Annotated in this window: 28 protein-coding genes and 2 tRNA genes; 12 read left to right on the top strand and 18 right to left on the bottom strand. The window is 70.4% G+C overall.

Translation table 11 applies throughout. The annotated features are described in order from the left end of the window. Positions 1 to 122: 122 nt before the first annotated feature. Positions 123 to 791, bottom strand: a complete 669-nt coding sequence (locus FS769_RS15630; RefSeq protein WP_144835013.1) for a hypothetical protein — start codon at positions 789 to 791, stop codon at positions 123 to 125. 54 nt (positions 792 to 845) lie between these two features. Between FS769_RS15630 and FS769_RS15625 the strand changes: the two genes are divergently transcribed. Further along, positions 846 to 1,715, top strand: a complete 870-nt coding sequence (locus tag FS769_RS15625) for an acyl-CoA thioesterase II (RefSeq protein WP_260979785.1) — start codon at positions 846 to 848, stop codon at positions 1,713 to 1,715. A gap of 117 nt (positions 1,716 to 1,832) precedes the next feature. Here FS769_RS15625 and FS769_RS15620 read toward each other — a convergent pair whose 3' ends face one another. The 4 genes from FS769_RS15620 to FS769_RS16905 form a co-directional block, all read right to left on the bottom strand. Continuing rightward, positions 1,833 to 2,369: a thioesterase family protein gene (locus FS769_RS15620; RefSeq protein ID WP_144835010.1), complete on the bottom strand. Its 537-nt coding sequence runs from the start codon at positions 2,367 to 2,369 to the stop codon at positions 1,833 to 1,835. Beyond that, a complete protein-coding gene (gene ettA, locus FS769_RS15615; RefSeq protein WP_144835008.1) occupies positions 2,362 to 4,041 on the bottom strand; it encodes an energy-dependent translational throttle protein EttA in 1,680 nt (559 codons plus the stop codon). The genes FS769_RS15620 and ettA overlap by 8 nt, the downstream gene beginning before the upstream one ends. A gap of 59 nt (positions 4,042 to 4,100) precedes the next feature. After that, positions 4,101 to 4,607: a DUF6993 domain-containing protein gene (locus tag FS769_RS16910; RefSeq protein WP_186325585.1), complete on the bottom strand. Its 507-nt coding sequence runs from the start codon at positions 4,605 to 4,607 to the stop codon at positions 4,101 to 4,103. 91 nt (positions 4,608 to 4,698) lie between these two features. Beyond that, positions 4,699 to 5,217 carry a single-stranded DNA-binding protein gene (locus tag FS769_RS16905; protein ID WP_186325584.1) on the bottom strand — a complete coding sequence of 173 codons (519 nt, stop codon included), beginning with the start codon at positions 5,215 to 5,217 and terminating at the stop codon, positions 4,699 to 4,701. A gap of 205 nt (positions 5,218 to 5,422) precedes the next feature. On the opposite strand from FS769_RS16905, the gene FS769_RS16900 reads away from it, so the two are divergent. Then, positions 5,423 to 5,680, top strand: a complete 258-nt coding sequence (locus tag FS769_RS16900; protein WP_186325583.1) for a hypothetical protein — start codon at positions 5,423 to 5,425, stop codon at positions 5,678 to 5,680. A 5-nt stretch (positions 5,681 to 5,685) separates the two neighbouring features. Here the strand turns inward: FS769_RS16900 and FS769_RS15600 are convergent, their stop codons facing one another. Next, positions 5,686 to 7,104 carry a PLP-dependent aminotransferase family protein gene (locus tag FS769_RS15600; protein ID WP_144835004.1) on the bottom strand — a complete coding sequence of 473 codons (1,419 nt, stop codon included), beginning with the start codon at positions 7,102 to 7,104 and terminating at the stop codon, positions 5,686 to 5,688. A gap of 61 nt (positions 7,105 to 7,165) precedes the next feature. Here FS769_RS15600 and FS769_RS15595 point away from each other — a divergent pair, with 61 nt between their 5' ends. Further along, positions 7,166 to 7,774: a YitT family protein gene (locus FS769_RS15595; protein WP_144835003.1), complete on the top strand. Its 609-nt coding sequence runs from the start codon at positions 7,166 to 7,168 to the stop codon at positions 7,772 to 7,774. Between the two features lie 120 nt (positions 7,775 to 7,894). On the opposite strand, the gene FS769_RS15590 is transcribed toward FS769_RS15595, so the two are convergent. Next, positions 7,895 to 8,104 carry a methyltransferase gene (locus FS769_RS15590; RefSeq protein ID WP_144835001.1) on the bottom strand — a complete coding sequence of 70 codons (210 nt, stop codon included), beginning with the start codon at positions 8,102 to 8,104 and terminating at the stop codon, positions 7,895 to 7,897. Positions 8,105 to 8,208: 104 nt separating this feature from the next. Here FS769_RS15590 and FS769_RS15585 point away from each other — a divergent pair. After that, a tRNA-Arg gene (locus tag FS769_RS15585) sits at positions 8,209 to 8,281 on the top strand. A gap of 514 nt (positions 8,282 to 8,795) precedes the next feature. On the opposite strand, the gene FS769_RS15580 is transcribed toward FS769_RS15585, so the two are convergent. Beyond that, positions 8,796 to 9,131 (bottom strand): hypothetical protein, encoded by a 336-nt coding sequence (locus FS769_RS15580; RefSeq protein ID WP_144834999.1) that lies wholly within the window; start codon positions 9,129 to 9,131, stop codon positions 8,796 to 8,798. Positions 9,132 to 9,192: 61 nt separating this feature from the next. Between FS769_RS15580 and orn the strand changes: the two genes are divergently transcribed. From orn to FS769_RS15565, 3 genes are all read left to right on the top strand, one after another. Next, complete coding sequence (gene orn / locus FS769_RS15575) at positions 9,193 to 9,819, top strand: oligoribonuclease (RefSeq protein ID WP_144834997.1); 627 nt, start codon at positions 9,193 to 9,195, stop codon at positions 9,817 to 9,819. A 36-nt stretch (positions 9,820 to 9,855) separates the two neighbouring features. Next, positions 9,856 to 9,931, top strand: a tRNA-His gene (locus FS769_RS15570). A 194-nt stretch (positions 9,932 to 10,125) separates the two neighbouring features. Beyond that, positions 10,126 to 10,815, top strand: a complete 690-nt coding sequence (locus tag FS769_RS15565; protein WP_144834995.1) for an SDR family oxidoreductase — start codon at positions 10,126 to 10,128, stop codon at positions 10,813 to 10,815. Here FS769_RS15565 and FS769_RS15560 read toward each other — a convergent pair. Beyond that, a complete protein-coding gene (locus tag FS769_RS15560) occupies positions 10,796 to 11,242 on the bottom strand; it encodes a helix-turn-helix domain-containing protein (protein WP_144834994.1) in 447 nt (148 codons plus the stop codon). The two genes, FS769_RS15565 and FS769_RS15560, sit on opposite strands and share 20 nt — an antisense overlap. Before the next feature lie 197 nt (positions 11,243 to 11,439). Between FS769_RS15560 and FS769_RS15555 the strand changes: the two genes are divergently transcribed. From FS769_RS15555 to FS769_RS15545, 3 genes are read left to right on the top strand one after another with little or no spacing between them, the layout of a single operon-like run. After that, positions 11,440 to 11,787, top strand: a complete 348-nt coding sequence (locus tag FS769_RS15555) for a metallopeptidase family protein (protein WP_260979789.1) — start codon at positions 11,440 to 11,442, stop codon at positions 11,785 to 11,787. Continuing rightward, a complete protein-coding gene (clpS, locus tag FS769_RS15550) occupies positions 11,778 to 12,086 on the top strand; it encodes an ATP-dependent Clp protease adapter ClpS (RefSeq protein ID WP_260979784.1) in 309 nt (102 codons plus the stop codon). The genes FS769_RS15555 and clpS overlap by 10 nt, the downstream gene beginning before the upstream one ends. Next, positions 12,083 to 12,565, top strand: a complete 483-nt coding sequence (locus FS769_RS15545; RefSeq protein WP_260979783.1) for a DUF2017 domain-containing protein — start codon at positions 12,083 to 12,085, stop codon at positions 12,563 to 12,565. The genes clpS and FS769_RS15545 overlap by 4 nt, the downstream gene beginning before the upstream one ends. Positions 12,566 to 12,584: 19 nt before the next feature. Here the strand turns inward: FS769_RS15545 and FS769_RS15540 are convergent, their stop codons facing one another. The 6 genes from FS769_RS15540 to gatC form a co-directional block, all read right to left on the bottom strand. After that, a complete protein-coding gene (locus tag FS769_RS15540; RefSeq protein ID WP_144834988.1) occupies positions 12,585 to 13,178 on the bottom strand; it encodes a hypothetical protein in 594 nt (197 codons plus the stop codon). Further along, positions 13,153 to 13,473 (bottom strand): hypothetical protein, encoded by a 321-nt coding sequence (locus tag FS769_RS15535; RefSeq protein ID WP_076675934.1) that lies wholly within the window; start codon positions 13,471 to 13,473, stop codon positions 13,153 to 13,155. The genes FS769_RS15540 and FS769_RS15535 overlap by 26 nt, the downstream gene beginning before the upstream one ends. A gap of 63 nt (positions 13,474 to 13,536) precedes the next feature. Continuing rightward, on the bottom strand, positions 13,537 to 14,793 hold the full coding sequence (locus FS769_RS15530; RefSeq protein WP_144834986.1) for a DNA polymerase IV: 1,257 nt from the start codon (positions 14,791 to 14,793) through the stop codon (positions 13,537 to 13,539). A gap of 196 nt (positions 14,794 to 14,989) precedes the next feature. After that, positions 14,990 to 16,507 (bottom strand): Asp-tRNA(Asn)/Glu-tRNA(Gln) amidotransferase subunit GatB, encoded by a 1,518-nt coding sequence (gatB, locus tag FS769_RS15525; RefSeq protein WP_144834984.1) that lies wholly within the window; start codon positions 16,505 to 16,507, stop codon positions 14,990 to 14,992. After that, positions 16,507 to 18,039, bottom strand: a complete 1,533-nt coding sequence (gatA, locus tag FS769_RS15520; protein ID WP_144834982.1) for an Asp-tRNA(Asn)/Glu-tRNA(Gln) amidotransferase subunit GatA — start codon at positions 18,037 to 18,039, stop codon at positions 16,507 to 16,509. Before gatA ends, gatB begins: the two co-directional genes overlap by 1 nt. Continuing rightward, positions 18,036 to 18,335: an Asp-tRNA(Asn)/Glu-tRNA(Gln) amidotransferase subunit GatC gene (gatC, locus tag FS769_RS15515; RefSeq protein WP_058231460.1), complete on the bottom strand. Its 300-nt coding sequence runs from the start codon at positions 18,333 to 18,335 to the stop codon at positions 18,036 to 18,038. Before gatC ends, gatA begins: the two co-directional genes overlap by 4 nt. Before the next feature lie 83 nt (positions 18,336 to 18,418). Between gatC and FS769_RS15510 the strand changes: the two genes are divergently transcribed. Further along, positions 18,419 to 20,098 carry a long-chain-fatty-acid--CoA ligase gene (locus tag FS769_RS15510; protein ID WP_144834980.1) on the top strand — a complete coding sequence of 560 codons (1,680 nt, stop codon included), beginning with the start codon at positions 18,419 to 18,421 and terminating at the stop codon, positions 20,096 to 20,098. A 131-nt stretch (positions 20,099 to 20,229) separates the two neighbouring features. Next, positions 20,230 to 20,727, top strand: coding sequence for a hypothetical protein (locus tag FS769_RS15505; protein ID WP_144834978.1), 498 nt, complete (start codon positions 20,230 to 20,232; stop codon positions 20,725 to 20,727). A gap of 134 nt (positions 20,728 to 20,861) precedes the next feature. Here the strand turns inward: FS769_RS15505 and ligA are convergent, their stop codons facing one another. From ligA to FS769_RS15490, 3 genes are all read right to left on the bottom strand, one after another. After that, on the bottom strand, positions 20,862 to 23,333 hold the full coding sequence (gene ligA, locus FS769_RS15500) for an NAD-dependent DNA ligase LigA (RefSeq protein ID WP_260979782.1): 2,472 nt from the start codon (positions 23,331 to 23,333) through the stop codon (positions 20,862 to 20,864). Between the two features lie 169 nt (positions 23,334 to 23,502). Beyond that, positions 23,503 to 24,600: a tRNA 2-thiouridine(34) synthase MnmA gene (gene mnmA, locus FS769_RS15495; protein ID WP_144834977.1), complete on the bottom strand. Its 1,098-nt coding sequence runs from the start codon at positions 24,598 to 24,600 to the stop codon at positions 23,503 to 23,505. Positions 24,601 to 24,609: 9 nt separating this feature from the next. Further along, positions 24,610 to 25,806 carry a cysteine desulfurase family protein gene (locus FS769_RS15490; RefSeq protein ID WP_144834975.1) on the bottom strand — a complete coding sequence of 399 codons (1,197 nt, stop codon included), beginning with the start codon at positions 25,804 to 25,806 and terminating at the stop codon, positions 24,610 to 24,612. Positions 25,807 to 25,827: the final 21 nt, after the last annotated feature.

Raw genomic sequence — 25,827 nt, 5'->3', positions numbered from 1 at the left:
ACCCGGAATCCAACCGTGGACTCGTGATGACGGATACGCCGTGTCGGGAGTACTCCCCTTGCTGTCCTCCACCGTAAGGCGGCCACCTTTGCGCTTCCTGGACGAACGCCCGGGAGTGCGGGTCAGCTGCCGGTGGCGCGCACCGCGGTCAGCCCCGAGCGCACCGGTCCACGCACGAGCACGTGCCCGCGGGCGAGGCTCACGCGCGTCCACGCGCCGCTGCGGCGCACGGGCGCCTCTTCGCCGCCGGCGATGAAGCCCAGCGCGAAGGCCGCGAAGGCCACTCCCAGCGGCAACCCGGCCAGTGCCTCGTCGGCCTGTCCCCACACCTGCGCGCGGATGACCCGCACCACGTCCTCACCCGCGTCGGCGGGGAGGGCGTCGGCGACGGCGGCGACCCCGTACTGGGCACGCGCGGCGAGCACGGCGGCGTCGATGGCATCCGTCTGCTCCCACCCGCCCTGCGGCGGAGAGATGCCCGCCCACGCCGGCGACGTGGCGGTCTCGGGCAGCACGACGGCGTTCGCATCGTCGGCCGCGGGCAGCAGCGCCGACGCGTCCACGACGACATCGCACTCGAGCTCGGGGTCGATGGCCGACACGCGCAACCCGAGAACGGTGGGCGTGCTGTCCATCAGTCCACGGGGAGCGAGCGGCGCAGCGGTCGTCACGAGCACACCGCCGCGTGCACGCAGACGCACCGTTCCGTCACCGAGACGGATCGTGCGACTGGCGAAGGTGAGCAGGTCGGCTGCCGCCTGCGGGTCGGGGAACAACAGGCGGGCGGACACCCGCTCTAAACTAGCAAGTGGTGCGCACCTCGCCGCGCCGGAACGGGAGTCAGCGTGACCGACGCCATCGATCCCGTGGCGTCTCTGCTCGCGGTGCTCGACCTCCGCGACGCCGGCGCCCGGACCACCGAAGACATCTTCACGGGCGTGTCGCAGGCCATGCCCACGGGCCGCGTCTACGGCGGGCAGGTGCTCGCCCAGACGATCGTGGCGGCCTCTCGCACCCTGCCGCCCGAGCGCACGGTGCACTCGATGCACGGCTATTTCCTGCGGCCCGGTGACCCCGCCGACGGCATCACGTTCTCGGTCGATCGCATCCACGACGGGCGCTCGTTCTCGACGCGTCGCACCCAGGCGTTCCAGGCCGGCGTGCCGATCTTCTCGATGATCGCGTCGTTCCAAGACGAAGACCCCGGCCTCGAGCACTTCGAGCCTATGCCCGAGGGCATCCCGCAACCCGAAGACACCGCGCCGGTCGACGCCGAGAGCCTGCACCCGATCAGCCGCCGCATCCTGTCGGCGAGCCCGGTCGACGTGCGTCACGTCGGGTCGTCCGTATACGCCACGGTCGAGGGACCGCACGTTCCCCGACAGGCCGTGTGGATGAAGCTCCGTCGTACCGTCGGCGACGACCCGGCCGTGCACCGCGCGGCCCTCGCCTACCTCAGTGACCTGACCATTCAAGAAACCATCCTGCGCGCGCACGGCGTCGCGTGGAGTGCTCCGGGTCTCCGCGTCGCCAGCCTCGACCACGCGATGTGGTGGCATCGCCCGGCCCGCGTCGACGACTGGCTGCTCTACGTGCAGGAGTCCCCCAACGCCCGCGGCGGCCGAGGCCTGTCGACCGGACGCATCTACACACGCCAGGGCGTCCTCGTCGCGAGCGTCGCCCAGGAGGTCATGGTGCGCGTCCCGCGCGAGTGATCGAGCTTCCGGATACCGCGGCCTCACGGCATCCGGGAACTTTCGACGATCGCGGCGGTGGGGGCGACTCTCCGACTCGCGTGAGTCAGCGTCTCGCGGGGGCTGTGCCGCTCGCCGTCAGCCCTTGCTGGAGCGCCGGCGGTACTCGATCGGGTCGCCGACATAGGGGCCCCAGGCCGCACGTTCGGTCTCGCTCCAGCGGATGGGACGACCGCTGGCGGTGTCGACGAGCACGACGACGGCGGTCGCACGTGCATAGAGCACGGGGGCTGCGTCGCCGGCGGGGCTGTAGACCTCGAAGCAGATGTCGGCGCTCGAGCCGCCCATCGCACCGATCCACATGCGCACGTCGAGGGGACGCTGGCTGTACGGGACCGGGCGGAGGTATTCGATCTCCTGCCGGGCGATGAGCGTCGCGCGTTCACCGCCGCTTTCGAGCACGCTCATGTCGAACACGGCCGTGGGGAGCGCCTCGCCCTCGCCGTCGCCGCGCCAGAACGCGCGGAGGCGCGCTTCTTCGAGCAGCTTGAGCATCGACGTGTTGTTGACGTGTCCGAGCGCATCGAGGTCGCCCCACCGGAGGTGGATCGGAACGTGCAGCCGCGAGGGCCCGGCCGGAGCCGGACCCTCGCTGGTGGTGCTCGCGTCAGTCACGCGTGAGCTTGCGGTAGGTGGACCGTGACGGGTTGGCCGCGTCGGCGCCGAGACGCTCGACCTTGTTCGCCTCGTAGGCTTCGAAGTTGCCCTCGAACCAGTGCCACTGGTCGGGGTGCTCCTCGGTGCCCTCGTAGGCGAGGATGTGCGTCGCGATGCGGTCGAGGAACCACCGGTCGTGCGTGATGACTACGGCGCAACCGGGGAACTCGAGCAGCGCGTTCTCGAGCGAGCTCAGGGTCTCGACGTCGAGGTCGTTGGTGGGCTCGTCGAGCAGAAGGAGATTGCCGCCCTCTTTCAGCGTCATCGCCAGGTTCAGACGGTTGCGCTCACCACCGGAGAGCACGCCGGCCTTCTTCTGCTGGTCGGGTCCCTTGAAACCGAACTTCGAGACGTAGGCGCGCGAAGGGATCTCGGTCTTGCCGACGGTGATGATGTCGAGCCCGTCGGACACGACCTCCCACAGCGTCTTCTCGGGGTCGATGTTCGCGCGCGACTGGTCGACGTAGCTGATCTTCACGGTCTCGCCGATCTTCAGCGATCCGCCGTCAAGGGGCTCGAGGCCGACGATCGTCTTGAACAGTGTCGTCTTACCGACACCGTTGGGGCCGATCACACCGACGATGCCGTTCGGCGGCAAGTTGAAGCTCAGGTTGCTGATGAGCGAGCGGTCGCCGAAGCGCTTCTCGAGCTTCTTGGCGTCGATCACGATTCCGCCGAGACGCGGACCCGCGGGGATCTGGATCTCATCGAAGTCCAACTTGCGCGTGCGCTCGGCCTCGGCGGCCATCTCCTCGTAACGGGCGAGGCGGGCCTTCGACTTGACCTGTCGACCCTTGGCGTTGGAGCGCACCCACTCGAGTTCTTCCTTGAGGCGCTTGGCGAGCTTGGCGTCCTTCTTGCCCTGGACTTCGAGCCGCTGGCCCTTCTTCTCGAGGTAGGTCGAGTAGTTGCCCTCGTAGGGGTACAGGTGGCCGCGGTCGACCTCGGCGATCCATTCCGCGACGTTGTCGAGGAAGTACCGGTCGTGGGTGATCGCGATGACCGCACCCTTGTAGGCCTGCAGGTGCTGCTCGAGCCAGAGCACGCTCTCGGCGTCGAGGTGGTTGGTGGGCTCGTCGAGGAGTAGCAGGTCGGGCTTCTGCAGCAGCAGCTTCGCGAGTGCGACGCGGCGGCGCTCACCACCCGAGAGCGGCACGACCGAGGCGTCGCCCGGGGGCGTGCGCAGGGCGGCCATGGCCTGCTCGAGCTGGGAGTCGAGGTCCCATCCGTCGGCGGCGTCGATCTCCTCCTGCAGCGTGCCCATCTCGGCGAGCAGCGCGTCGAAGTCGGCGTCGGGGTCGGCCATGAGGGCGGAGATCTCGTTGAAACGATCGAGCTTGGGCTTGATCGCCACGCCGTCCTGGATGTTCTCGAGCACGGTCTTGCTGTCGTCGAGCTCGGGCTCCTGCATGAGGATGCCGACCGTGAAGCCGGGGCTCAGGCGGGCCTCGCCGTTGGAGGGGGTGTCGAGACCGGCCATGATCTTGAGGATCGTGGACTTACCGGCGCCGTTCGGGCCGACCATGCCGATCTTGGCACCGGGCAGGAACGACATCGTGACGTCGTCGAGGATCAGCTTGTCGCCCACAGCCTTGCGGGCGCGGACCATGGAGTAGATGTATTCGGCCATATCCGTTCCAGTCTAGGGGCGGTGACGCCGCGCACCGACGAGAGCGGGGGCCGCCCCGCTCACCAGTTGATGGCGCGCGTCTGTCCGATCAGGCATCCACCCGACGACAGGGCGGGCAGCACCGAGGTGACGGGGTTGCCGATCGACGGTCCGACCTGGCCGACCAGGCACTCGTCGCCCAGGCGCACCGAGAAGGTGATGCTCTCGGCGGGGTTGCCCACCGTCGTCGCGTCGGCGGTGACCTGCATCGCCGACTTGTCGAAGCCGGCAGCCACCAAAGCGTCGATGTAGGCACGACCCGAGACCTGATCGGGACCCGACCAGACCGACTGCACGGTCTGCGTGAACCGCGGCAGCTCGGCGGCGGCAGCGCTCGCGGACGTGGAGGCATCGGCCGAAGGAGCCGACGAGGACGTGCTCCCGTCGGTCGGTGCGGCGCTGGCGACCGGAGGTGCGGCGTCCGGCGTGGTCACGGCCTCGGGTGCGGGCGACGCGGTGCAGCCGGCGAGACCCAGCGCGGCCGCGAGGGCGAGGACGGCGACAGGACGAGCGAGAAGGCGAGCCACGCGGTCGAGTCTACGGATACGCCCGAGCGACCCCGTCCGTGCCTTCGTCGTCGCCGCCGCCTCGCCGCCGTCCCCGTCGCCGCCGCAGCCCTCAGAACGGGCCCGCACCCCCCTCCGCGCTCACGAGCGCCGGCTGCCTCGATTCGCCGGCATCGGACGGCGTGCTCTCCACCTCCGCGCCCGGAACCGCCCAGCCGTCGGCGTCGGTTGCGCCGGTCGGCGTGTGCGCCGACGGTTCGACCGCCGCTTGCGGGCGCGGCGTGCGCGTGAACTGGGAGGTCCCCCAGCGCAGGTCGTGGCCGATGGCATCGACGACGACGTCGGCGCTCACCCCTCGTTTGGTCTCGTTCTCCCACTCGCGCACCCGCAGTCTCCCCGTGAGGATCACCCGCTGCCCCTTGCGCAGAGAGGTGAGCGCGTGCGCGCCCAGGTCTCCGAAGACCGAGACGTTGTAGAAGTTGGTGTGGCCGTCCACCCACTCTCCGCGCTCCCGGTCGAGCTTTCGCTCGCCCACCGCCAGCCGGAACGCGGCGATGGTCTCGCCCCCGCGTGTCGCCCGCTGGTCCAACTCGCCCGTGATGTTCCCCACCAGGGTGATGTGATCGCTCATGCGTGTGTCCTCTCGTCGTGGTGTGCGCTCCGGCACCCGTGTGCCCGACGGGTGCCGGAGCCACGGCAAGACTGACGGGAACGACGAGGGCGCCGCCGAGGGAAACCGCCGATCTGTGGATAACCCGAACGATCCGTCCAGCGGGGAGAAGCGTCCATCGACCGCGCGACGAGCGATGTCGGAGGTCCGGTCTACCGTGACGGCCATGAGCACCGCACTCTGGAACGACCTCGCCCCGGCACCGCGCCCGGCCGGGTGGGGCGCGGCGACCCACGTCGCCGCGGGCCTGTGGCGCATCGCCGATCCGCGCGGCATCGTCGTGGGCCACATCCGCGCGATCGCGGCCGACGGCGGCTGGCGGTACGCGGCCGAGCGCTTCCACACGGCCTCGGGCAGCTTCCGCAGACTCGGCGAGTTCTGGTCGTCGAGCGACGCCGTCGAATGCCTGCGCTACGCGCGATGACCGCGTCAGACGACGGTGGCGAAGTCCTCGCGCGGAGCAGCCGTCCGTCCCCCGCGCACGTCGTCCCACGCGTCGCGCAGAATGCGCGCGGCCTGTTCGAGAGCGGCGGGGGCTGCGGTGAAGGGCACGCGCAGGTGGCGATCGTGGCCGCCCTCCACAGCGAACCGCGATCCCGTCGACAGTGCGAGCCCGCGGGCCCGGGCGTTCATCACGAGAGGGGTGCTCAGCGGGTCGCCGAGGCCGACCCACAGCGAGACGCCGCCGCTGACATCGGGCACCTGCCACTCCGGCAGCAGTGTCCGCAGCCCCGCCACCAAGGTGTCGCGTCCGGCGCGCAGCAGTTCTCCCCGTTGGCGAGCGATCTCGTCGAGTCGCGGCACGATGCGCGCCGCGATCGCCTGTTCGATCTCGGGAGTTCCCAAGTCGTGCACGGGTCTGCCGCTGGCCAGGCGGCGCACGATCTCGGGCGCCGCGCGCACCCATCCCACGCGCAGACCTCCCCACACCGTCTTGCCGAGGGATCCGACCCGCACGATCCGGTCATCGTCGCCGAACGGCGCGGATCCCGAGCTGCGGTCGATGTCGAGCTGGGCGGTGGTCTCATCGAGCACGAGCACGGTGCCCGCCGATCGCGCCCCCGCGAGGAAGGCGTCCGACTCCGAGGCGGTCATCGTCCGACCGGTCGGGTTCTGGAAGTCGGGCATGAGATAGGCGAGCGTGGGCAGCGCGCGGGCGAAGCTCTGTTCGGCGCGCTCGAGATCCCACCCCGACGCAGGGTCCACCGGCACACCGATCAGGCGAGCGCCGACGCGGCGGAACGCGTCGGCCGCGTGCGGGTAGGTCGGCGTCTCGAGCATGACCCGGTCGGCGCGGCCCACAAGGACCGACGCGATCAGGTGGATCGCGCTCTGCGCGCCCGTCGTCACGAGGATCTGGTCGGGTGTGGTCGCGAGCCCTCGTTGGGCGTAGTGGTCAGCGATCGCCTGTCGAAGACCGAGGTCACCCACGACGTCGTATCCGATGCGTGCGACCAGCGCCGGCGCATCCTGCATCACCTCCTGCACGATCGCCGGAAGGCCGGGCCACGCGGCAGGGCTGGCCTGTTGCAGGTCGATGGCCACGTCGTCGGTGTCGTGCCGACCGGGGTCCGTGCGCCGCAGGGGCAGGGTCACGCTCCCGCTTCCGCGCAGACTCTCGATGTGTCCGGAGTCGCGCAGACTGCGATACGCGGCCGCAACCGTCGTCCGGCTGAGGTGCAGGGCGGCGGCGAGCTCGCGTTCGGCGGGCAGCGCCGTCGAGGGAGCGAGCCTGTTGTCGAGGCAGAGCAGGCGGATGCTGTCCGCCAGCGCCTCGTACGCAGGACCATTTCCCCGCCACCCCCCGAGGGCGGATGCGAGGGTACGAGCCGAGATGCGCGAGTCCATGCGGCCAGATTATCGCAATTGGCCTTATGGCTTGTCTCCAATCGCGTGATTGGATCTCTTCATGGCATCCCGCATCACCCGTCTCTTCGTCGGCTTGGTCCTCTACGGCGTCGGCTGCGCCTTCACCATCGCCGCCGGCCTCGGGGTCGACCCGTGGACCGTGTTCGCCGAGGGTGTCTCCCGCGTGACGGGGATCGGCATCGGATGGGTGACCAACATCATCGGACTGTGCGTCCTGCTGCTCTGGATCCCGCTGCGTCAGAAGCCCGGGGTCGGCACGGTGGCCAACATTCTGTTGGTGGGCACGAGCATCCAGCTCGCCCTGGGGGTCCTCCCCCACCCCGACGTGCTGTGGCTGCAGGTGCTCATGCTCGTCGCCGGCGTCGTGATCGTGGCCTTCGCATCCGGTCTGTACATCGGAGCCCACTTCGGCCCCGGGCCGCGAGACGGACTGATGACCGGCATGCACGCGCGCTTCGGCTGGCCGATCTGGGCGTGCCGCCTGTCGGTCGAGGGCTCCGTCCTCGTGCTCGGATGGCTCCTGGGCGGCACCGTGGGCATCGGCACCGTCGTCTTCGCGCTTGGGATCGGCCCCCTCGTGCACATCGCGATGCCCTTGCTCGCCGCCCCGAAGCCCGCGCCCCGGGCGACCCGCGCGGCGCGAATCTGACGCGCGCACGAGGCGACACCGTCCGCACCCCACGCGGGCAGGCGGCGACACCTGCCGCGCCTGTCGCAGGCAGGGGTACGCCCCGCCCGGCGACAACGGCACGGACGGGGCGCCCGTCTCTCAGTGCTCCCGGAACTCCGGCCGGTCGCTGCCGGGCTTGAGGTGCGAGTGAAGGGCGCTCTTGGCGATCTCCATCGTGGGGTAGACGCCCAGCCGCTCGTTCTTGCCCGCCATGTGGACGCTGAAGCCCTCGGCATCTCGTTGGATCTTCCCGACGACGCCCGCCGGGCCGTAGGCCACCCAGAGGCGCTTGGTCACGGTGTCTGACATGAGTGCTCCTTTGCTCTCGTTGCCGGGAGGGTACGCCCGCCGCGGCGGTGTCCGCCAGGGGCTGGCGCACGCGCCGGAGCGCCGAGCGATATCCTGGTCGCCGACCCCCAGTAGCTCAGTGGATAGAGCAGCGGCCTTCTAATCCGCCGGTCACACGTTCGAATCGTGTCTGGGGGACGTTGTCCCACATCGAGCCTGAGGAGGCTCCGCGCGGTGAACAATCGTCGCACTCTCATCAAGCGCCTGTTGGTCACCTGCGGCATCGTCGCATGGGTCGGTGGCATGGTCCTCGGCTATCTGTCCGAAGGGCCGTGGCGCACGGTCGGGTTCGCGCTCCACATCGCCGGCCTCGCTGTGGTTTTCGCGACATGCTTCTAAAACCCGCCGGTCGTACCGCGCGAGGAGCAATCCAGCGCCCGTGGTGGCTGAGCGCTTCTCAGACGGGGTCAATCGGTGAGCTCTGACACCACGCGGTGCTTCAGAAGCTAGAGCCCCTGGTCATCCGCGCCATTGTCGTGCGGCATGCCTCGCTCCGCAGCAGCACGGCGCGACAGGAAAAGCACAGCCCGGCGGCAGCTCCGGCGCACAGCGCAGCCAGTCACCAACCTGCGCCCGCGAAGGCGATAGTGGCCGCTCCCAAGGGGATCACACCGGCGGTGAAGAGCAGCGACGCCTTGTCCATGGGCCGAGACTACTGTTCACGCCTGTCGACCTCGTGGTCGAGCCGCCGTCCCGGCGCGATCGCCCGGACGTCAACGATCCGGTCACCGGGCTGAGTCCGCCGGCCAATCTGTTGCAGCGCCCAGACGAACAGGACGAGCTCCATGATGACCAGGAAGCCACCCACGAAAACGACCGGGGTGACTGCATTTCCCGCCGCAATCCGGAAGATGAGGAGCGCCGTCATGATCGTGAATGCGAGGCCGTGGAAAACCGCCGACAGAACCAGAGACCGTCGTCGCCTTTTGGGCTCCACCTGCTGGGTGATATCGCGCACCATCGCAGCATAGGTCGCGACGCCGGTCACACGTTCGAATCGTGTCTGGGGGACCAGATCCGATGTCGTACCCCGTCAGTAGGATGTGGGGATGGTAAACGCCTCCGAGAACGACCGGCTCGTCTGGATCGACTGCGAGATGACAGGCCTCGACCTGGCCGTCGACGAACTGGTCGAGATCGCCGTCGTCATCACCGATTTCGAGCTGAACGTGCTCGACCCCGGGTTCCAAATCGTCATCAAGCCCGACGCCTCGGCCCTCGCCAACATGGGCGAGTTCGTCACCGAGATGCACCGTTCGTCGGGCCTGCTCGACGAGATCCCCCACGGCGTGAGCCTCGCAGACGCCGAGTTCCAGGTGCTCGAGTACATCCAGCGCTTCGCTCCGACCGAGGGCAAGGCGCCGCTGGCTGGCAACACGATCGGCACCGACCGCATGTTCCTCGCGAAGTACATGCCGCGCGTCGACCGCTGGCTGCACTACCGCAACGTCGACGTTTCGAGCATCAAAGAACTGTCGCGCCGCTGGTACCCGCGCGCCTACTTCCAGGCTCCGAAGAAGAACGGCGGGCACCGCGCCCTGGCCGACATCCTCGAGTCGATCCGCGAGCTCGCCTACTACCGCGCCGCGGTCTTCGTGCCGCAGCCGGGCCCCACGAGCGACGAAGCGAAGGCCGTCTCGGCCTCGGCCGTGTCGTCGTTCGCACTGGACGTATGACATAATCGTTCAGTTGTCTGCTGCGGCAGACACATGGTGGCTATAGCTCAGTTGGTAGAGCACCGCGTTGTGGTCGCGGGGGCCGCGGGTTCAAGTCCCGTTAGCCACCCCAACCCCACGAAGGCCCGGAGAGCATCGCTCCCGGGCCTTCGTCGTTCCCCGCCCATCGGCTTCTCCCCCCGACGGTGATCCGGGCGTCTCAGGTACCTCGATGTGCCTTTTGTACCCGTCCGCGCACCCGCGCACACTGGCTCCCGACACCTCCGGCGCCGCTACGCGGCGCCATCCACGAACGGGAGAACACGCATGCCCACCATCGCGATCATCGGCGCCGGACCCGGACTCGGGCTCGCCCTCGCGAGACGATTCGGAGCCGAAGGGTTCGACGTCGCCCTCATCGCCCGCAACGCCGCCAAGCTCGACGGTCTCGTCGCGCAGCTCGCGGCCGAGGGCGTCACGGCGGCGGGGTTCGCCGCCGATGTCCTCGACCGCCCGGCCCTGCGGTCGGCCCTCGCCGCGGCGCGCGACCGGTTCGGCGCCATCGACGTGCTCGAGTACTCCCCCGCCGACGCCTCGGCCGGCCCCCTCGCCCCGGTCGACATCCGCGCCACCACCGCGCAGAACGTGCAGCCGCAGATCGAGTACTACCTCTACGGCGCGATGACGGCGACCGACGAAGTGCTCCCCGAGATGCTGGCGACGGGCGCGGGCGCACTGTTCTTCACCACGGGAGCAGGTTCGCTCTACCCGGTGCCGCGGTACGGAAACGTGACGGTCGGCGGGGCGGCCCTCCGCAACTGGGCGCTCAACGTGGGCACCTCGCTGGCGGACTCGGGCGTCTTCGTCGCCCACGTGGCGATCGCGCTCATGATCGCCGACGAGCAGCCGTCGTTCGGAGGCCCCTTCCTCCCCGCGCGCGACATCGCGGAGCGCTACTGGGAGCTCTACGTCGACCGGTCGACGAACGAGCTGATCGTCACGACGCCGGAGCGATGACAGGCCCCGGCCGGGAGCGCGCACGCCGAGCGCCCTCTCGGCCGACGCCGCCCTCAGCGTGGGCTGCACGACTGGCCGCGACGGCCTCGTGATTCGTCGCAGCCCACACGGCCATCGCCCGGACGGCGGCACCCAGCGAGCGTCCGAGGTCGGTGAGTTCGTACTCCACGCGCGGCGGTACCTCGGCGTACGCCGTTCGGGTGAGCAGGCCGTCGCGCTCGAGGGCCTTCAGCGTCACGGTGAGCATGCGTTGCGAGATGCCCGGAATGCTCGCGTGCAGGTCGGAATAGCGCAGCGACTGCTCGCCGAGCGTGCTGACCACGAGCATCGTCCACTTGTCGCCGATGCGGTCCAACACCTCGCGGATGAACCCGCTCTCGGCGGGCCAATCACGGCAGATTCCGCTGATCGCCCGCTTCGCCGCCATGGCGACCCCCTCCGTCGTCGTCCCTCACGAGCCTAACCGCACGATCGGTGCGTAAGGCGGCCGATCTCCGGCGCATCGGCCTCCCGCGCCCGTAGAATCGAAGCCGGATGCCATGGCTCGCGCCCGCGGCATCCGCTGGAACGGCCGAAGACCCCGGGAGGCCCGCCGTGCACGACGACGTCGACGCGCCCGCGACTCTGCAGCTCGATGCTGACGCATTCGAGGCGCTGGTCGTCGACGAGCTCGATCGGCTTCCCGACGACATGGTCGACGGCCTCGACAACGTCGTGTTCGTCGTCGAGGACCGCCCGGAAGACGGATCGCTCGATCTGCTCGGGCTATATGACGGCTGGGCCCTCACCGAACGGGATCGTTACGGCGTCGGCGAGCTCCCCGACCGCATCATCCTGTACCGCGAACCGCATCTCGCGGTGTGCGACGACGAGACCGCGCTGCGCGACGAGATCCACACGACCCTCGCCCACGAGATCGCGCACTTCTACGGAATCGACGACGACCGATTGCACCAATTGGGGTGGGCGTGATGGCTCCGCTCGCGACGCCCGATCTCGACATCGAGCGCGATCGGCAGACGACCCCGGAGCCGCCGACGTCGTGGCAGACCGTCGTCTGGAACGACCCGGTGAACCTCATGAGCTACGTGAGCCACGTCTTCCGCACCTACTTCGGGTTCGACACTCCGACCGCCCACCGCCTCATGCTCGCTGTGCACCACGACGGTCATGCCGTCGTCGCACGCGGTCCGCGCGAGGTCATGGAGGCTCACGTGCAAGCCATGCACGACTTCGGCCTCTGGGCCACCGTCAGGAAGGACCCCTCGTGAGCGAGCGGATCGTCGTGCTCGAGATCAGCGGTCTCGAAGCCCTCCACCTCGCCGGGATCGTGGGCCAGTTCCGCGACCTGCTGGCCGACTCGCGGGCTGACGACGACCCCGCCGTCGCGCGGCTGCTCCCCGACGCCTACCCCGACGACGAGGCCGCGAGTCGCGAGTTCCGCCGGCTGACGGGAGGCGACCTGCTCGAGAGGCGGGCTCAGGATGCCGCGGTGCTCCTGCAGACGCTCGGCCTCGACGGCGGCGATCGCTCAGCCGAAGACGATCCCGACGCGACGATCACCATCGCGCTCGGCGAGACCGAGGCCCTCGCCTGGATGCGGACGCTGTCGGCGCTGCGCCTCGTGCTGGCCACGCGCCTCGGCATCCGGACCGAAGACGACCATCACCCCGACGACCCGCGCTTCGGGGTGTACGACTGGATCGGCTATCGCCTCGACGGGCTGATGACGGCGCTCGACCGACGCTGAGACGCTCCCCGGCGGGGCATCACGGCAGGCGCACCCGGAGCCCGGCGCGGGCCGCGGGGTCGTGCGCGGCGAGGTGCGCGTCTTCTTGCGCAGCCCACCGATCCCAATGCGGGCGGTAGGTCTCGCCATCACGTGCGAGTGCCCGCGTACGCCGGGAGTCGGTCGGGGCCTCGACCCACACGGTGAGGTCGGCCAACCGGGCGACCTCGGGAGTCAAGAGGCCCGACCCCTCGACGACCAGTGGGAGGGACGGGTCGATGGCGTATGCCTCGGCACGCTCGTCGAGCTCCCAATCCCATCGCTCCCACACGCCGAGCAGTCCACGCGCGTGCGGGAGCAGGATCGTCTCGCGAGCGTAGTCAGCGCCCGCGGCGAGGCCGTCCCACCCGGGATACACGTCGTCGAGGGCGACCATCTGCACGCGCCCGCGCCCCGGCCACGCGGCCACGAGGCGACGGGCGAGCGAACTCTTGCCGGCTCCGCTGCGACCGTCGATGACGACGACAGGGTTCGACGCGCCGATCTCGACGACGCGCGCCGACAACGCGGCCACGGCCGCGGTGAGAGCGTCGTCGAGGGGGTCCGCGTTACTTCTTGAGGGCGCGGATGACACGGCTGAGGGCGCGACCGGCCACCCACACGAACGGGATGCCGACGGCGAGCAGCGACACGAGGTTCGGGTCGAACCGCAGGTCGTCTCCGCGACGGATGTAGGCGCCGAGCGGAAGCGTGTATCCGCCGCCCCCGCCGCCACCGTTGCCCTGCTCGTCGGAGCCGCCGCCGTACCCGGCCCAGGTGAGGGCGACGGGGACGATGCGAACGCCGTCGACGTCCTGCTGCTCGCCGTAGGCGGAGGTGACGCCGAAGCTGGTGGCCTGCTTGCCGAGTTCCAAAGCGATGTTGGGCATGGCTCCACCGTAGCGGCCCGGCGTCGGAGCGCCGAGGGGCGTTGCGCGACCGCGGTCCGCGTGTCAGTGGTCGTACGAGGGCCGGGGGTTGGTGGGGAGGGCTCCCCCGCCGCGCGACGGCCCGAGCAGCGAACCGCGAGTGACGGCGCCCCGGCCGAAGCGCGTCGTGGCGTCGTCGAGTGCCCCCTCGACGCGGCGCCACTCGGCGTCGTCGTCCCACAGGGTGGCGGCCATCGCCGCCGGCTTGAGCTTCTCTCCGCGCACACCGACCAGGCGCACGGCCTGGCGTCGGTCGATCGCGTCGAACAACTCGATGGCGGCGTCGCCGATGCGCTGGCCGACCGAGGTGGGTTCGGGCAGCGTGCGTGAGCGGCTCAGGGTGGTGAAGTCGGAGAAGCGCACCTTGATCGAGATCGTCGCCGCCTCGTACTGCTGCGTGCGCAGGCGCGCGCCCACGCGATCGGCGAGCCGGCGGAGTTCGACGTGCAGCGTGCGGGTGTCGGAGATGTCGGTGTGGAACGTCTCTTCGTGGCCGACGCTCTTCTCGGAGCGCCCCGTGTGCACCTCGCGGGCGTCGATACCGCGCGAGAGGTGCCAGATGCGCTCGCCCATCGCGGGACCGAGAACCCGATCGAGCGCGGGACGCGGGGTGTCGAGGATGTCGGAGATGAGCCGGATGCCGCGGGACTCCAGCGCCTCGGCGGCCTTGGGCCCCACCCCCCACAGCGCGCGCACCGAACGTGGGCGCAGGAACGCCTCGGTGTCGGCCTCGGCCACCACGAGCAGCCCGTCGGGTTTGGAGATCGTGGAGGCCATCTTGGCGACGTGCTTGGTCGCCGCGACGCCGATGCTGCAGGTCAGCCCCGTCTCGGCCTTCACCCGGGCGCGCAGGTCGCGGGCGATGGTCCCCGGGCTCCCCCACAGCCGCCGCGCACCGCGGACGTCGAGGAAGGCCTCGTCGATCGAGAGCGGTTCGACCAGCGGGGTGACGTCGTGGAAGATCGCCATGACCTGCCGAGACATCTCGGTGTAGCGGTGGTACGGCGGGTTGACGACGATGGCGGTGGGACACATGCGCAGCGCGATCGCCACCGGCATGGCCGACTTCACGCCGTAACGGCGGGCCTCGTACGAGGCGCTCGAGACGACACCACGCCCCTCCGACCCGCCGATGATGAGCGGCTTGCCGGCGAGCGACGGATCGTCGAGCACGGCGACCGAGGCGAAGAACGCGTCCATGTCGACGTGCAGGATGCCGGTGCCCGTGTCATCGGCGTCGGGGCGCGAGACGATGCGCCCCGTTCCGTCACCTCGTCCCATGGCATCCATTCTCCCCCGGACCTCCGACATCGGCCCCGCGGCGCGAGCTCAGCGATCCGCACGAGCTCAGCCCGCGTCGCGCGAAACCGACTGAGCGTGCGCGGATCACCGAGGTTGTGACCCACCTCGGACCGGAAACGACGGATGCCACGGCCCCACCCCTCGCGGGGCGCGGTGCCGTGGCATCCGGTGTCGATTACAGAGCGGCGGCGCGCTCCAGCACGAGTTCGCGCACGCGCGCGGCGTCGGCCTGGCCCTTCATGGCCTTCATGACCGCGCCGATCACGGCACCGGCGGCCTGCACCTTGCCGTCGCGGATCTTCGCGAGCACGTCGGGCTGGGCGACGAGGGCTTCGTCGATCGCCGCGATGAGCGCCCCGTCGTCGGAGACCACGGCCAGACCGCGGGCGTCGACGACCTCTTGGGGGGTGCCCTCTCCGGCGATGACGCCCTCGAGCACCTGGCGCGCGAGCTTGTCGGTGAGGGTGCCGGCGTCGATCAGCTTCTGCAGAGCGGCGACGTTCTCGGGCGACACGAGGTCGGCGGCGTCGCGCTCCTGCGCGTTGGCGACGCGGGTGATCTCACCCGTCCACCACTTGCGGGCCGAGGCCGGAGCGGCTCCTGCGGCGATCGTGTCGGCCACCGCGTCGAGCAGGCCGCCGTTGGCGACGTCCTGGAACTCGAGGTCGGTGAAGCCCCACTCGCCCTTCAGACGGCGACGGCGCGCAGCGGGCGGCTCGGGGAGCGCGGCGCGCAGCTCCTCGATCAGCTCGGGTGCGGGCACGACCGGCAGCAGGTCGGGCTCGGGGAAGTAGCGGTAGTCGTCGGCATCCGACTTCGGACGGCCCGGAGAGGTGCGACCGGTGTCCTCGTGCCAGTGACGGGTCTCTTGCGTGATCGTCCCGCCCTTGGCGAGGATCGCGGCCTGACGCTGGATCTCGTAGCGCACCGCGCGCTCGACCGAACGCATGGAGTTCACGTTCTTGGTCTCGGTGCGGGTGCCGAGCTTCTCCTGGCCGCGGGGGCGCAGCGACACGTTCGCGTCGCAGCGGAGGTTTCCGCGCTCGAGCTTGGCCTCCGAGATGCCGAGGCCGCGCACGATGTCGCGGATGGTCGCGACGTACGCCTTCGCCAGTGCGGGGGCGGAGTGCTCCGCACCGAAGATCGGCTTCGTGACGATCTCGACGAGCGGCACGCCTGCGCGGTTGTAGTCGACCAGCGAGTACTCCGCGCCCTGGATGCGACCGGTCGCCCCGCCCATGTGGGTGAGCTTGCCGGCGTCTTCTTCCATGTGCGCGCGCTCGATCGGCACGGTCACAAGGGTGCCGTCTTCGAGCTCGACCTCGACCGAGCCCTCGAAGGCGATCGGCTCGTCGTACTGCGAGATCTGGTAGTTCTTGCCGAGGTCGGGGTAGAAGTAGTTCTTCCGCGCGAAGCGGCTCGACGGCGCGATCGAGCAACCGAGGGCGAGGCCCAGGCTGATCGACGAGCGGATCGCCTCGGCGTTCACTACGGGCAGGGCACCGGGAAGACCCATGTCGACGGGAGCGACGAGCGTGTTCGGCTCGGCACCGTGGTGGGCCTCGTTCGCCGGGTTGGGCGCGGCCGAGAACATCTTGGTCGCGGTGTTGAGCTCGACGTGCACCTCGAAGCCGAGGACGGGCTCGAACATTCCGAGTGCCTCGTCGAAGTCCATGAGTGCGTCTTTCGCCATCAGAGCGTTCCTTCCGGTCCCTGAGCCTGTCGAAGGGAGGGAGCCTTGTCGAGCAGCGGGCCGCCCCACTGGTCGACGAGCAGCGCTTCGAGGGCTGCGCCGACGCGGTAGAGGCGGGCGTCCTCGCGGGCGGGGGCGAGGAATTGGATGCCGACGGGCAGGCCGTCTTCCTCGGCGAGACCGCTCGGCACCGAGATGCCGGGCACGCCCGCGAGGTTCGCGGGGATCGTGGTCACGTCGTTGAGGTACATCTGCAGCGGGTCGTCGATCTTCTCGCCGAGGCGGAAGGCCGTGGTCGGCGCCGAGGGCGTCGCGATGACGTCGACCTGCGAGAACGCGGCGTCGAAGTCGTGCTGGATGAGCGTGCGGACCTTCTGCGCGCTGCCGTAGTAGGCGTCGTAGTATCCCGCCGACAGGGCGTAGGTGCCGAGGATGATGCGGCGCTTGACCTCGGGACCGAAGCCCGCGTCGCGCGTCGCCGCCATCACGTTCTCGACCGTCGCGGCCCCCTGCGGGTTCACGCGCATGCCGAAGCGCACCGAGTCGAACTTCGCGAGGTTGCTCGAGGCCTCGGCGGGGAGGATCAGGTAGTACGCGGCGACGCCGTACTCGAAGTGCGGGGCGCTGATCTCGATGATCTCGGCGCCCTGCGCCTCCATGGCTGCCAGCGATGCGCGGAACGAGTCCGACACGCCCTTCTGGAAGCCGCGGTCGTCGAGCTCGCGGATGACGCCGACCTTGAGTCCCTTGAGGACCTCGCCGGTCGCGCCCTCGCGGGCGGCGGCGGCGAACGAGGGCCACGCGTCGGACAGCGAGGTCGAGTCGTTCGCGTCGTGACCGCCGATGACGTCGTGAAGAAGACCCGCGTCGAGCACGGTGCGCGTGACCGGGCCGACCTGATCGAGGCTGGATGCCAAGGCGATCGCGCCATAACGGCTCACGCCGCCGTACGTGGGCTTGACGCCGACCGTGCCGGTGACGTGCGCGGGCTGACGGATCGAGCCACCCGTGTCGGAGCCGAGGGCGAGCGGCGCCTCGAACGCGGCGACGGCCGCGGCCGATCCACCACCGGAGCCGCCGGGGATGCGGTCGAGGGCCCACGGGTTGCGGGTGGGGCCGTAGGCGGAGAACTCGGTGGAGGAGCCCATCGCGAACTCGTCCATGTTGGTCTTGCCCAGCGGCACGAGGCCCGCGGCGCGCGAGCGCGCGACGACCGTGGCGTCGTAGGGCGACATGTAGCCCTCGAGGATCTTTGACCCGCTGGTGGAGGGCATATCGGTGGTGACGAGCACGTCCTTGACCGCGAGCGGAACGCCGGCGAGCTCGTGCAGCTGCTCTCCCGCCGCGCGGCGGCGGTCGATGTCGGCCGCGACCTCGAGGGCATGGTCGCTCACGTGCAGGAACGCGTGCACGTCGCCGTCGACGGCGGCGATGCGGTCGAGGTGGGCCTGCGTGGCCTCGACGCTCGAGACCTCGGACGAGGCGAGCTTGGCGGCGAGATCCGCCGCTGTCAGGCGGGTGAGGTCGGTCACTGCTCTTCTCCCAGGATCGCGGTCACGCGGAATCGGCCGTCGGCCTGGTCAGGGGCGTTCTGCAGCACCTGCTCGCGCGTGAGCTGCTGCTGCACGACGTCGGGGCGGAAGACGTTCTCGAGCGGGATCGGGTGGCTCGTGGCGACGACGTCGGGCGTGGCCACCTCGGACACCTTCGCGATGTTGTCGACGATGGCATCCAGCTGGCCGGTGAGGCTCTGGACCTCCTCGTCGCTCAACTGGATCCGGGCGAGCACACCGAGATGGCGCACGAGATCAGGAGTGATTTCAGACACCCCCCGAGTCTAGTTCGCGCCGTCACCCGCTCCCGTCGCGCACCCACCCTCGATGAGCGGTCCGGGCGTCTTAGGCTGACGGGGTGACGAGCTTCGATCCCCCGCGGCCCTGGACCTCGAGTTATGCACCGGGAGTCCCCGAAGACCTGGAACCCCAGAGCGGATCGCTCGTCGACATCGTCGACGCGTCGGTGCGCGACTACCCCGACGCCCCCGCCCTGCAGTTCTTCGGCCGTGAGACGACGTATGCCGAGATGACGGCCGACATCGTGCGCGTCGCGGCCGCGCTGAAGGAACGCGGCGTGGAGGCGGGCGACCCGGTGGCCATCGTGCTGCCCAACTGCCCGCAGCACATCGTGGCCTTCTACGCGGTGCTGCGTTTGGGCGCCGTGGTCGTCGAGCACAACCCGCTCTACACCCCGCGGGAGCTGCGCAAGCAGTTCGAGGACCACGGCGCGAAGCACGCGATCGTGTGGAGCAAGGTCGTCGCCACCGTGCAGGAGTTCCCCGCCGATCTGCGCGTCGACACGCTCGTCTCAGTCGACGTGACCACGGCCATGCCTCTGCGCACGCGTCTCGCCCTGCGCCTGCCGGTGGCGAAGGCCCGCGAGGCGCGCGCAGCGCTGACCGAGAAGACGAAGAACGCCGTCGAGTGGTCCGACCTGGTGCGCCACGCTCCCCTGCCCGAGAGCCACCCCCGCCCGGCCGCCGATGACCTCGCGATCATCCAGTACACGAGCGGCACGACCGGCACACCCAAGGGTGCGATGCTCACGCATGCCAACCTGCTGGCGAACGCGGCGCAGGCGCGCGCCTGGGTGCCTTCGATCGTGCGCGGCGAGGGCTGCGTCGTCTACGCCGTGCTGCCGATGTTCCACGCGTACGGGCTGACCCTGTGCCTGACGTTCGCGATGTCGATGGGCGCGCGTCTCGTGCTCTTCCCCAAGTTCGACCCCGACCTCGTGCTGGCGGTCACCAAGAAGCACCCGGCGACGTTCCTCCCGCTCGTGCCGCCCATCGCCGAACGCCTGTTGGCGGCGGCCACGGCGCAGGGCGTGTCGCTCGCGGGCACCGACGTCGCCATCTCGGGTGCGATGGCCCTGCCGCACGATCTCGTCGTGCCCTTCGAGGAGGCCACCGGCGGCTACCTGGTCGAGGGCTACGGGCTGAGCGAGTGCTCCCCCGTGCTCATGGCCAACCCCGTCGCCGACAACCGCGTCGCGGGAACCGTGGGCCTGCCCCTGCCGGGGACCGAGTGCCGCGTGGTCGACCCCGACGATCCCACGACCGACGTGGAACGCGGCGAACTGGTGGTGCGCGGGCCGCAGGTGTTCTCGGGGTACTACGGCAAGCCCGAAGAAACCGCGTCGGTGTTCGTCGACGGCTGGTTCCGCACCGGAGACATCGTCACGATCGACGACGCCGGTTTCGTGCGCATCGTGGACCGCATCAAAGAGCTGATCATCACGGGCGGCTTCAACGTCGCGCCGACCGAGGTCGAGAACGTGCTGCGCCAGCATCCCTCGGTCGCCGAGGTGGCCGTGGTCGGCCTCCCGGATGAGCACTCGGGCGAAGAGGTCGTGGCCGCGGTCGTGCCGACGACGCCGGGCGAGTTCGACGCCGAGGCCGTGCGGGCATTCGCCCGCGGCATCCTGACGCCCTACAAGGTGCCGAAGCGTCTCATCGTGGTCGACGAATTGCCGCGCTCGTTGATCGGGAAGGTCCTCCGGCGGCAGGTGCGCGATCAGCTGCTGAGCGACTGAGCCGACGCCCTGCACCGAATCCCTCCCCTGACGCAAGGGGCAGGGGTCGAATGGCGGGGGGCCGACGGATGTCACTACGGTGGGGCCATTCCGGACTGACTCGCGCCCGGAAGTGACCTTGGGGGAATCACATGATCAAAACGCGTACGTCTTTCGCGCTCGTCGCCGCATCGGCGTTGCTGCTGCTGACCGGGTGCTCGGGTGGCGGCGACTCGAACGCCAACGAGGCCGACACCAACGACACCGCCGGAACGAGCGAGGCCAGCTCGTCGGCACAGGCGTCGAGCGCTCCCGCTCCCGCCGGCGACCAGTCGAAGGCCGATGCCTGCCAGATCGTGCAGGAGCAGTTCCAGGCGGTCAGCCAGGCCGGAAGCTCGATCGACACGTCCGACCCGCAGGCCACGCTGACGCAGTTCCGCGAGCTCGCGACGCAGGTCGACACCGAGTTCGGCGGGATCACCAACGAAGAGGTCGCCCCGGCGGCCCAGAAGGCGAGCGGCGCGCTCAACGAGTACGCCACGTTCCTCGAGGGCCTCATCGCCGATCCCAACACGGCGAGCGGCCTCAGCGACCAGGTGACCGCTCTGCAGGAGAGCTTCACCGACGCGGCGACGGTGTGCGCCGGCTGACCAGCTGACGACACCGAGGGCGGGGCAGGAGAGCGATCTCCTGTCCCGCCCTCGTTCTCTGTTCCGGGCTGTGAGTCGCCGCGGGCCGGTTCGTCGGTGGCCCGCCGCCGTCGGTCGTCACGGCGCGTCGGTCGTCACGGCGCGTCGGTCGTCGCGGCCCCGTCGGTTTCCGTCGCGTCGTCGGCCGCTACGTCGTCCACCACTCCGGCGTCGGAGTCTGGCGCACCACCGTCGAGCGCCGCCGGCCCCTGCTCCACCAGGATGCGGAACTGCGCGGCGTCGAGGATGCGCAGACCCAGCTCCTCAGCCTTCGCGAGCTTCGAGCCGGCACCCGGACCCGCCGCGACGAAGTCGGTCTTCTTCGACACGCTCGAGGCCGCCTTGCCGCCGGCGGAGATGATGGCCTCCTGCGCTCCCTCGCGGGTGTAGCCGTCGAGCGATCCGGTCGCCACCACGGTGAGTCCGGCGAGGACTCCCCCGGCCGCTGCCGCCGCCCCGGGCCCGGGGTGACCGGGGATGGAGAACCGCACGCCCGCCGCGGTCCATCGCTCGACGATGTCGCGGTGCCAGTCCACCTCAAACCAGTCGATGACGGCGTCTGCGATGATGCCGCCCACGCCCTCGACCGCGGCGAGCTCTTCGCGCGAGGCCGCCCGGATCGCGTCGAGCGAGCCGAACCACTGCGCGAGCGCCCGCGCGGCCACCGGACCGACGTGGCGGATATTCAACGAGACGAGCAGGCGCCACAGGTCTTTGGTCTTGGCCTTCTCGAGCTCGGCGACGAGCTTGATCGCCTGCTCCGACGGCAGCACCTCGCGGTGGGATTTGCGGATGCCGCGTCGGCGCCGCTCCGCCGGGTCGAGCTCTTCGCTGCCCGGGGGGTAGGTCGCGGCGCCGAGCTTCTGGAAGGGGGCGCGGCGCACCGGTTCGCCCGAGTCGGGATCGACCTTGCGTTCTCCGGTCTCGGAGTCGCGCACCACGACCTCGATGGGCACGAGCTCGTCGACCGTGAGGTCGAACAGCCCCGCCTCGGTGTCGAGCGGGGGACGTTCGGGAACCTCGGGCTGCGTCAGCGCCGCCGCCGTCACCTCGCCGAGGGCCTCGATGTCGAGCGCGCCGCGCGAGCCGATGTGCTCGACCCGACCGCGCACCTGCGCGGGGCACGACCGGGCGTTGGGGCAGCGCAGGTCGATGTCGCCTTCTTTCGCCGGTCGCAGCGGCGTGCCGCACTCGGGGCAGTCGGTGGGCATGACGAAGGCGCGTTCGCTTCCGTCGCGCAGCTCGACGACGGGCCCGAGCACCTCGGGGATGACGTCGCCCGCCTTGCGGAGTACGACGGTGTCGCCGATCAGCACGCCCTTGACCTTCACGACGTCTTGGTTGTGCAGGGTCGCCTGGCGCACGACGCTCCCGGCCACGCGCGCGGGCTCCATCACGGCGAAGGGCGTGGCGCGGCCCGTGCGCCCGACCGAGACGACGATGTCGAGCAGCTTCGTGTTGACCTGCTCGGGCGGGTACTTGTAGGCGATCGCCCACCGCGGAGCGCGGCTGGTCGCGCCGAGTTCGTCGTGCAGGGCGAGTTCGTCGATCTTGACCACGACCCCGTCGATCTCGTGCTCGACGTCGTGGCGGTGCTCGCCGTGGTGGGCGACGAACGACAGCACGCCGTCGATCGAGTCTTCGACGCGGAAGTACGGCGAGGTGGGCAGCCCCCACGACGCCAGCAAGGCGTAGATCTCGCTCTGGGCGGCCACGGGAGGGTCGGGCCAGGCGCCGATGCCGTGGACGTAGAGCGCAAGCGAGTCGATGCGCGCGAGTCCGGCCTCGAGCTCGAGGCCCGACTTTTTCTCGATCTGCTGACGGAGGCCTCCGCTCGCGGCGTTGCGGGGGTTGGCGAAGGCCGGGAACCGACGGGCGGCGGCGATCTCGGCCTTCTCCTCGTCGAAGACCCGGCCGCCACGACGGCTCGACGCCCGCTCGCGCGCCTCGGCGACCGCACGCTCGCGGAACTCGCCTTGGAGCCGGTTGAGGTTCTCGAACTTCGCGACCGGGATGAAGACCTCGCCGCGCACCTCGACCAGAGCGGGGTGGCCCTCTCCGGTCAGCTCGCGCGGGATGCCTGCGACGCGCAGCGCGTTATCGGTCACGATCTCGCCGACCCGCCCGTCGCCGCGGGTGGCGGCCGAGGTCAGCACCCCGTTCTCGTACCGCAGGTTGATGGCCAACCCGTCGATTTTCAGCTCGCTGAGCCAGTGGACTGAACGCCCCGCCGCGGCCTCGGCCTTGACCGCCCAGTCGCGCAGCTCGTCGGGCGAGAAGACGTTGTCGAGGCTCAGCATGCGCTCGGCGTGCTCGATCGTCGCGAGGTCGGTCGCCTCGGCGGCACCCACCGACTGGGTCGGGCTGTCTTGCCCCTGCAGCTCGGGATACAGCCGCTCGATCGCCTCGAGGCGGTGCATCCACCCGTCGTAGGTGGCGTCGTCGACCAGCTCGGCGTCGCGCCCGTAATAGGCGTCGCGGGCGCCCAGGATGCGCTGCGACAGATCGCCCGCCTCGGCGCGCGCCTGGTCGAGGGTCAGGTCGGGAAGCTGATCGTGCTCGGTCACGTCTCCAGCTTAGGGAGGGGGTACGACATCGCCCCGGGCCTTGCCCGCCGCGTCGCGCGACGATCGCGAGGTGTGGCTGAGCGGAGGCGATTCGGGGAAGAGAAGGAAACAGAACGCGTCAGCGCCCTCCCTCCGCGAGACTCCTCCCGTCGCCCAGGCTGCGGCCGACTCAGACCTCGACCGGAACCGCCGACACCGTGCGGTCGATCGTGAACTGACCGATCACGCGCGTCCCGTCGTAGAGCACGGCGGTCTGTCCGGGCGCGACACCGTCGAACGGCGTTGCGGGACGCACCGTCAGCAGACCCTCGGACATCGATGCGAACGCCGGCACCGGGTCGGCGTGGGCGCGGATCTGCACGTCGCACGCGAAGGAGTCGGCATCCGGAGCCCGACCTGCCCAGGTGAAGCGCTCCCCCGCGATCTCGGAGCACGCGAGCGCCTCCTTCGGCCCGACCACGACGGTGTTGTTGATCGGGCGCACCTCGAGCACGAAGCGGGGCTTGCCGTCGGCGGCGGGCACGCCGAGCTGCAGGCCGCGGCGCTGCCCCACGGTGAAGGCGTGCGCACCCTCGTGCGTGCCCACCACGGCTCCGGTGCGGTCGAGGATCTCGCCGCGCTCCGCGCCCACCTTGTCGGCGAGCCAGCCGCGCGTGTCGCCGTCGGGGATGAAGCAGATGTCGTGGCTGTCGGGCTTCTGCGCGACCGAGAGTCCGCGCTCCTCCGCCTCGGCGCGCACGAGCGCCTTCGAGGGGGTGGAGCCGAGCGGGAAGTACGTGTGCGCGAGCTGCTCGGCGGTGAGCACTCCCAGCACGTACGACTGGTCTTTGGCGTTGTCGGAGGCGCGGTGCAGCTCGCGTCCCTCGGGCGTGTCGACGAGCGTGGCGTAGTGGCCCGTGCACACGGCGTCGAAGCCGAGCTCGACGGCGCGCTCGAGGAGGGCGGCGAACTTGATCTTCTCGTTGCAGCGCATGCAGGGGTTGGGTGTGCGACCGGCGCGGTATTCCGACACGAAGTCGTCGATCACGTCGTCGCGGAAGCGCTCCGAGAAGTCCCACACGTAGAAGGGCATGCCGAGCTTGTCGGCGGCGCGGCGGGCGTCCATCGCGTCTTCGATCGTGCAGCAGCCGCGGCTGCCGGCCCGGAGCGTGCCTCCGGCGCGCGAGAGCGCCAGATGCACGCCGACCACGTCGTGACCCGCCTCGACCGCGCGGGCCGCAGCCACCGCGGAGTCGACTCCACCGCTCATCGCCGCAAGAACTCGCATGCAGCCAGTCTACGAAGCCCGGTCTGAACGGGCGCCGGATGGGGCTCCGGATGCCACGGCCCGGGCGTACACCTCGGGCAGGCGGGCGAGGAGAGCGTCGACATCTTCGGCGGTCGAGGTGCGCCCGAGGGTGAAACGCAGCACCGACCGCGCCGCGCGCTCGTCGAGACCGAGCGCGAGCACGACGTGCGACGGCTCGGCGACCCCGGCCTGGCACGCCGACCCGGTGGAGACGGCGAAGCCGTGCATGTCGAGCAGGAACAGCAGGGTTTCGCCCGCGGCATCCGGGAACAGCACGTGCGCGTTGCCGGGCAGGCGATCCGTCGGGTCGCCGAGCAGCCGTGCTGCCGGGACGCCCGCGCGGATTCCGGCGATCAGGCGATCGCGCAGCCCGCGCAGACGCTCGGATTCGGCCTCGCGCTCGATCTCGGCGACGGTGGCCGCCGCGGCGAAGGCGGCCGCCCCCGCGACGTCCTGGGTCCCCGCGCGCAGGCTCCGCTGCTGTCCGCCGCCGTGGACGAGAGGAGTGAGGCGGGCGTGTCGCGACACCACGGCCGCACCGACGCCCACGGGTCCGCCGACCTTGTGGGCCGACACCGACATGGTCACGAGTCCGGATGCCGCGGACCCGGCGCCGCGCCACGCCGCGAAGTCCGCGGGGATCTGGCCGAGGGCCGACACCGCGTCGAGGTGCAGCGGGACTCCCGCCGCAGCGGCCGCCGAGGCCAGGCCCGCGGCATCCTGGATCGTTCCGACCTCGTTGTTGGCCACGAGCGCCGTCGCCAGCGCCGCTCCGGGAAGGGCTTCTGCGAAGACCTCGGGCCTGATCCGCCCACCGTCGTCGAGCGAGACGGGTCGAACCGTCGCTCCCTCGGCCGACGCGAGCCACTGCACCACGTCGAGGGTCGCGTGATGCTCTCCGTCGGGCAGCACCACCGCGTCTTCACCCTCGGCCCGCGACCACCACAGCCCCTTCAGCGCGAGGTTGGCGGCCTCGGTCCCGCCCGAGGTGAAGACGACCTCGATCGGCTGGCAACCGAGCACCCCGGCCAGGCTCTCGCGGGCGTCCTCGAGCAGGCGGCGGGCCTGCTGCCCCGCGCCGTGGATCGACGACGGATTGCCGAGCACCTCGTGCGCCGCGAGCCACGCATCGCGCGCCTCGGGCCGCAGCGGGGTCGTCGCCGCGTGATCGAGATATACCCGCATCCACGCCCTCCCGATTTCGCC

This window comes from Microbacterium sp. BH-3-3-3, assembly GCF_007679045.1.
Lineage (GTDB): Bacteria > Actinomycetota > Actinomycetes > Actinomycetales > Microbacteriaceae > Microbacterium > Microbacterium algihabitans.
This window is presented reverse-complemented; position numbering and strand designations above follow the sequence as displayed.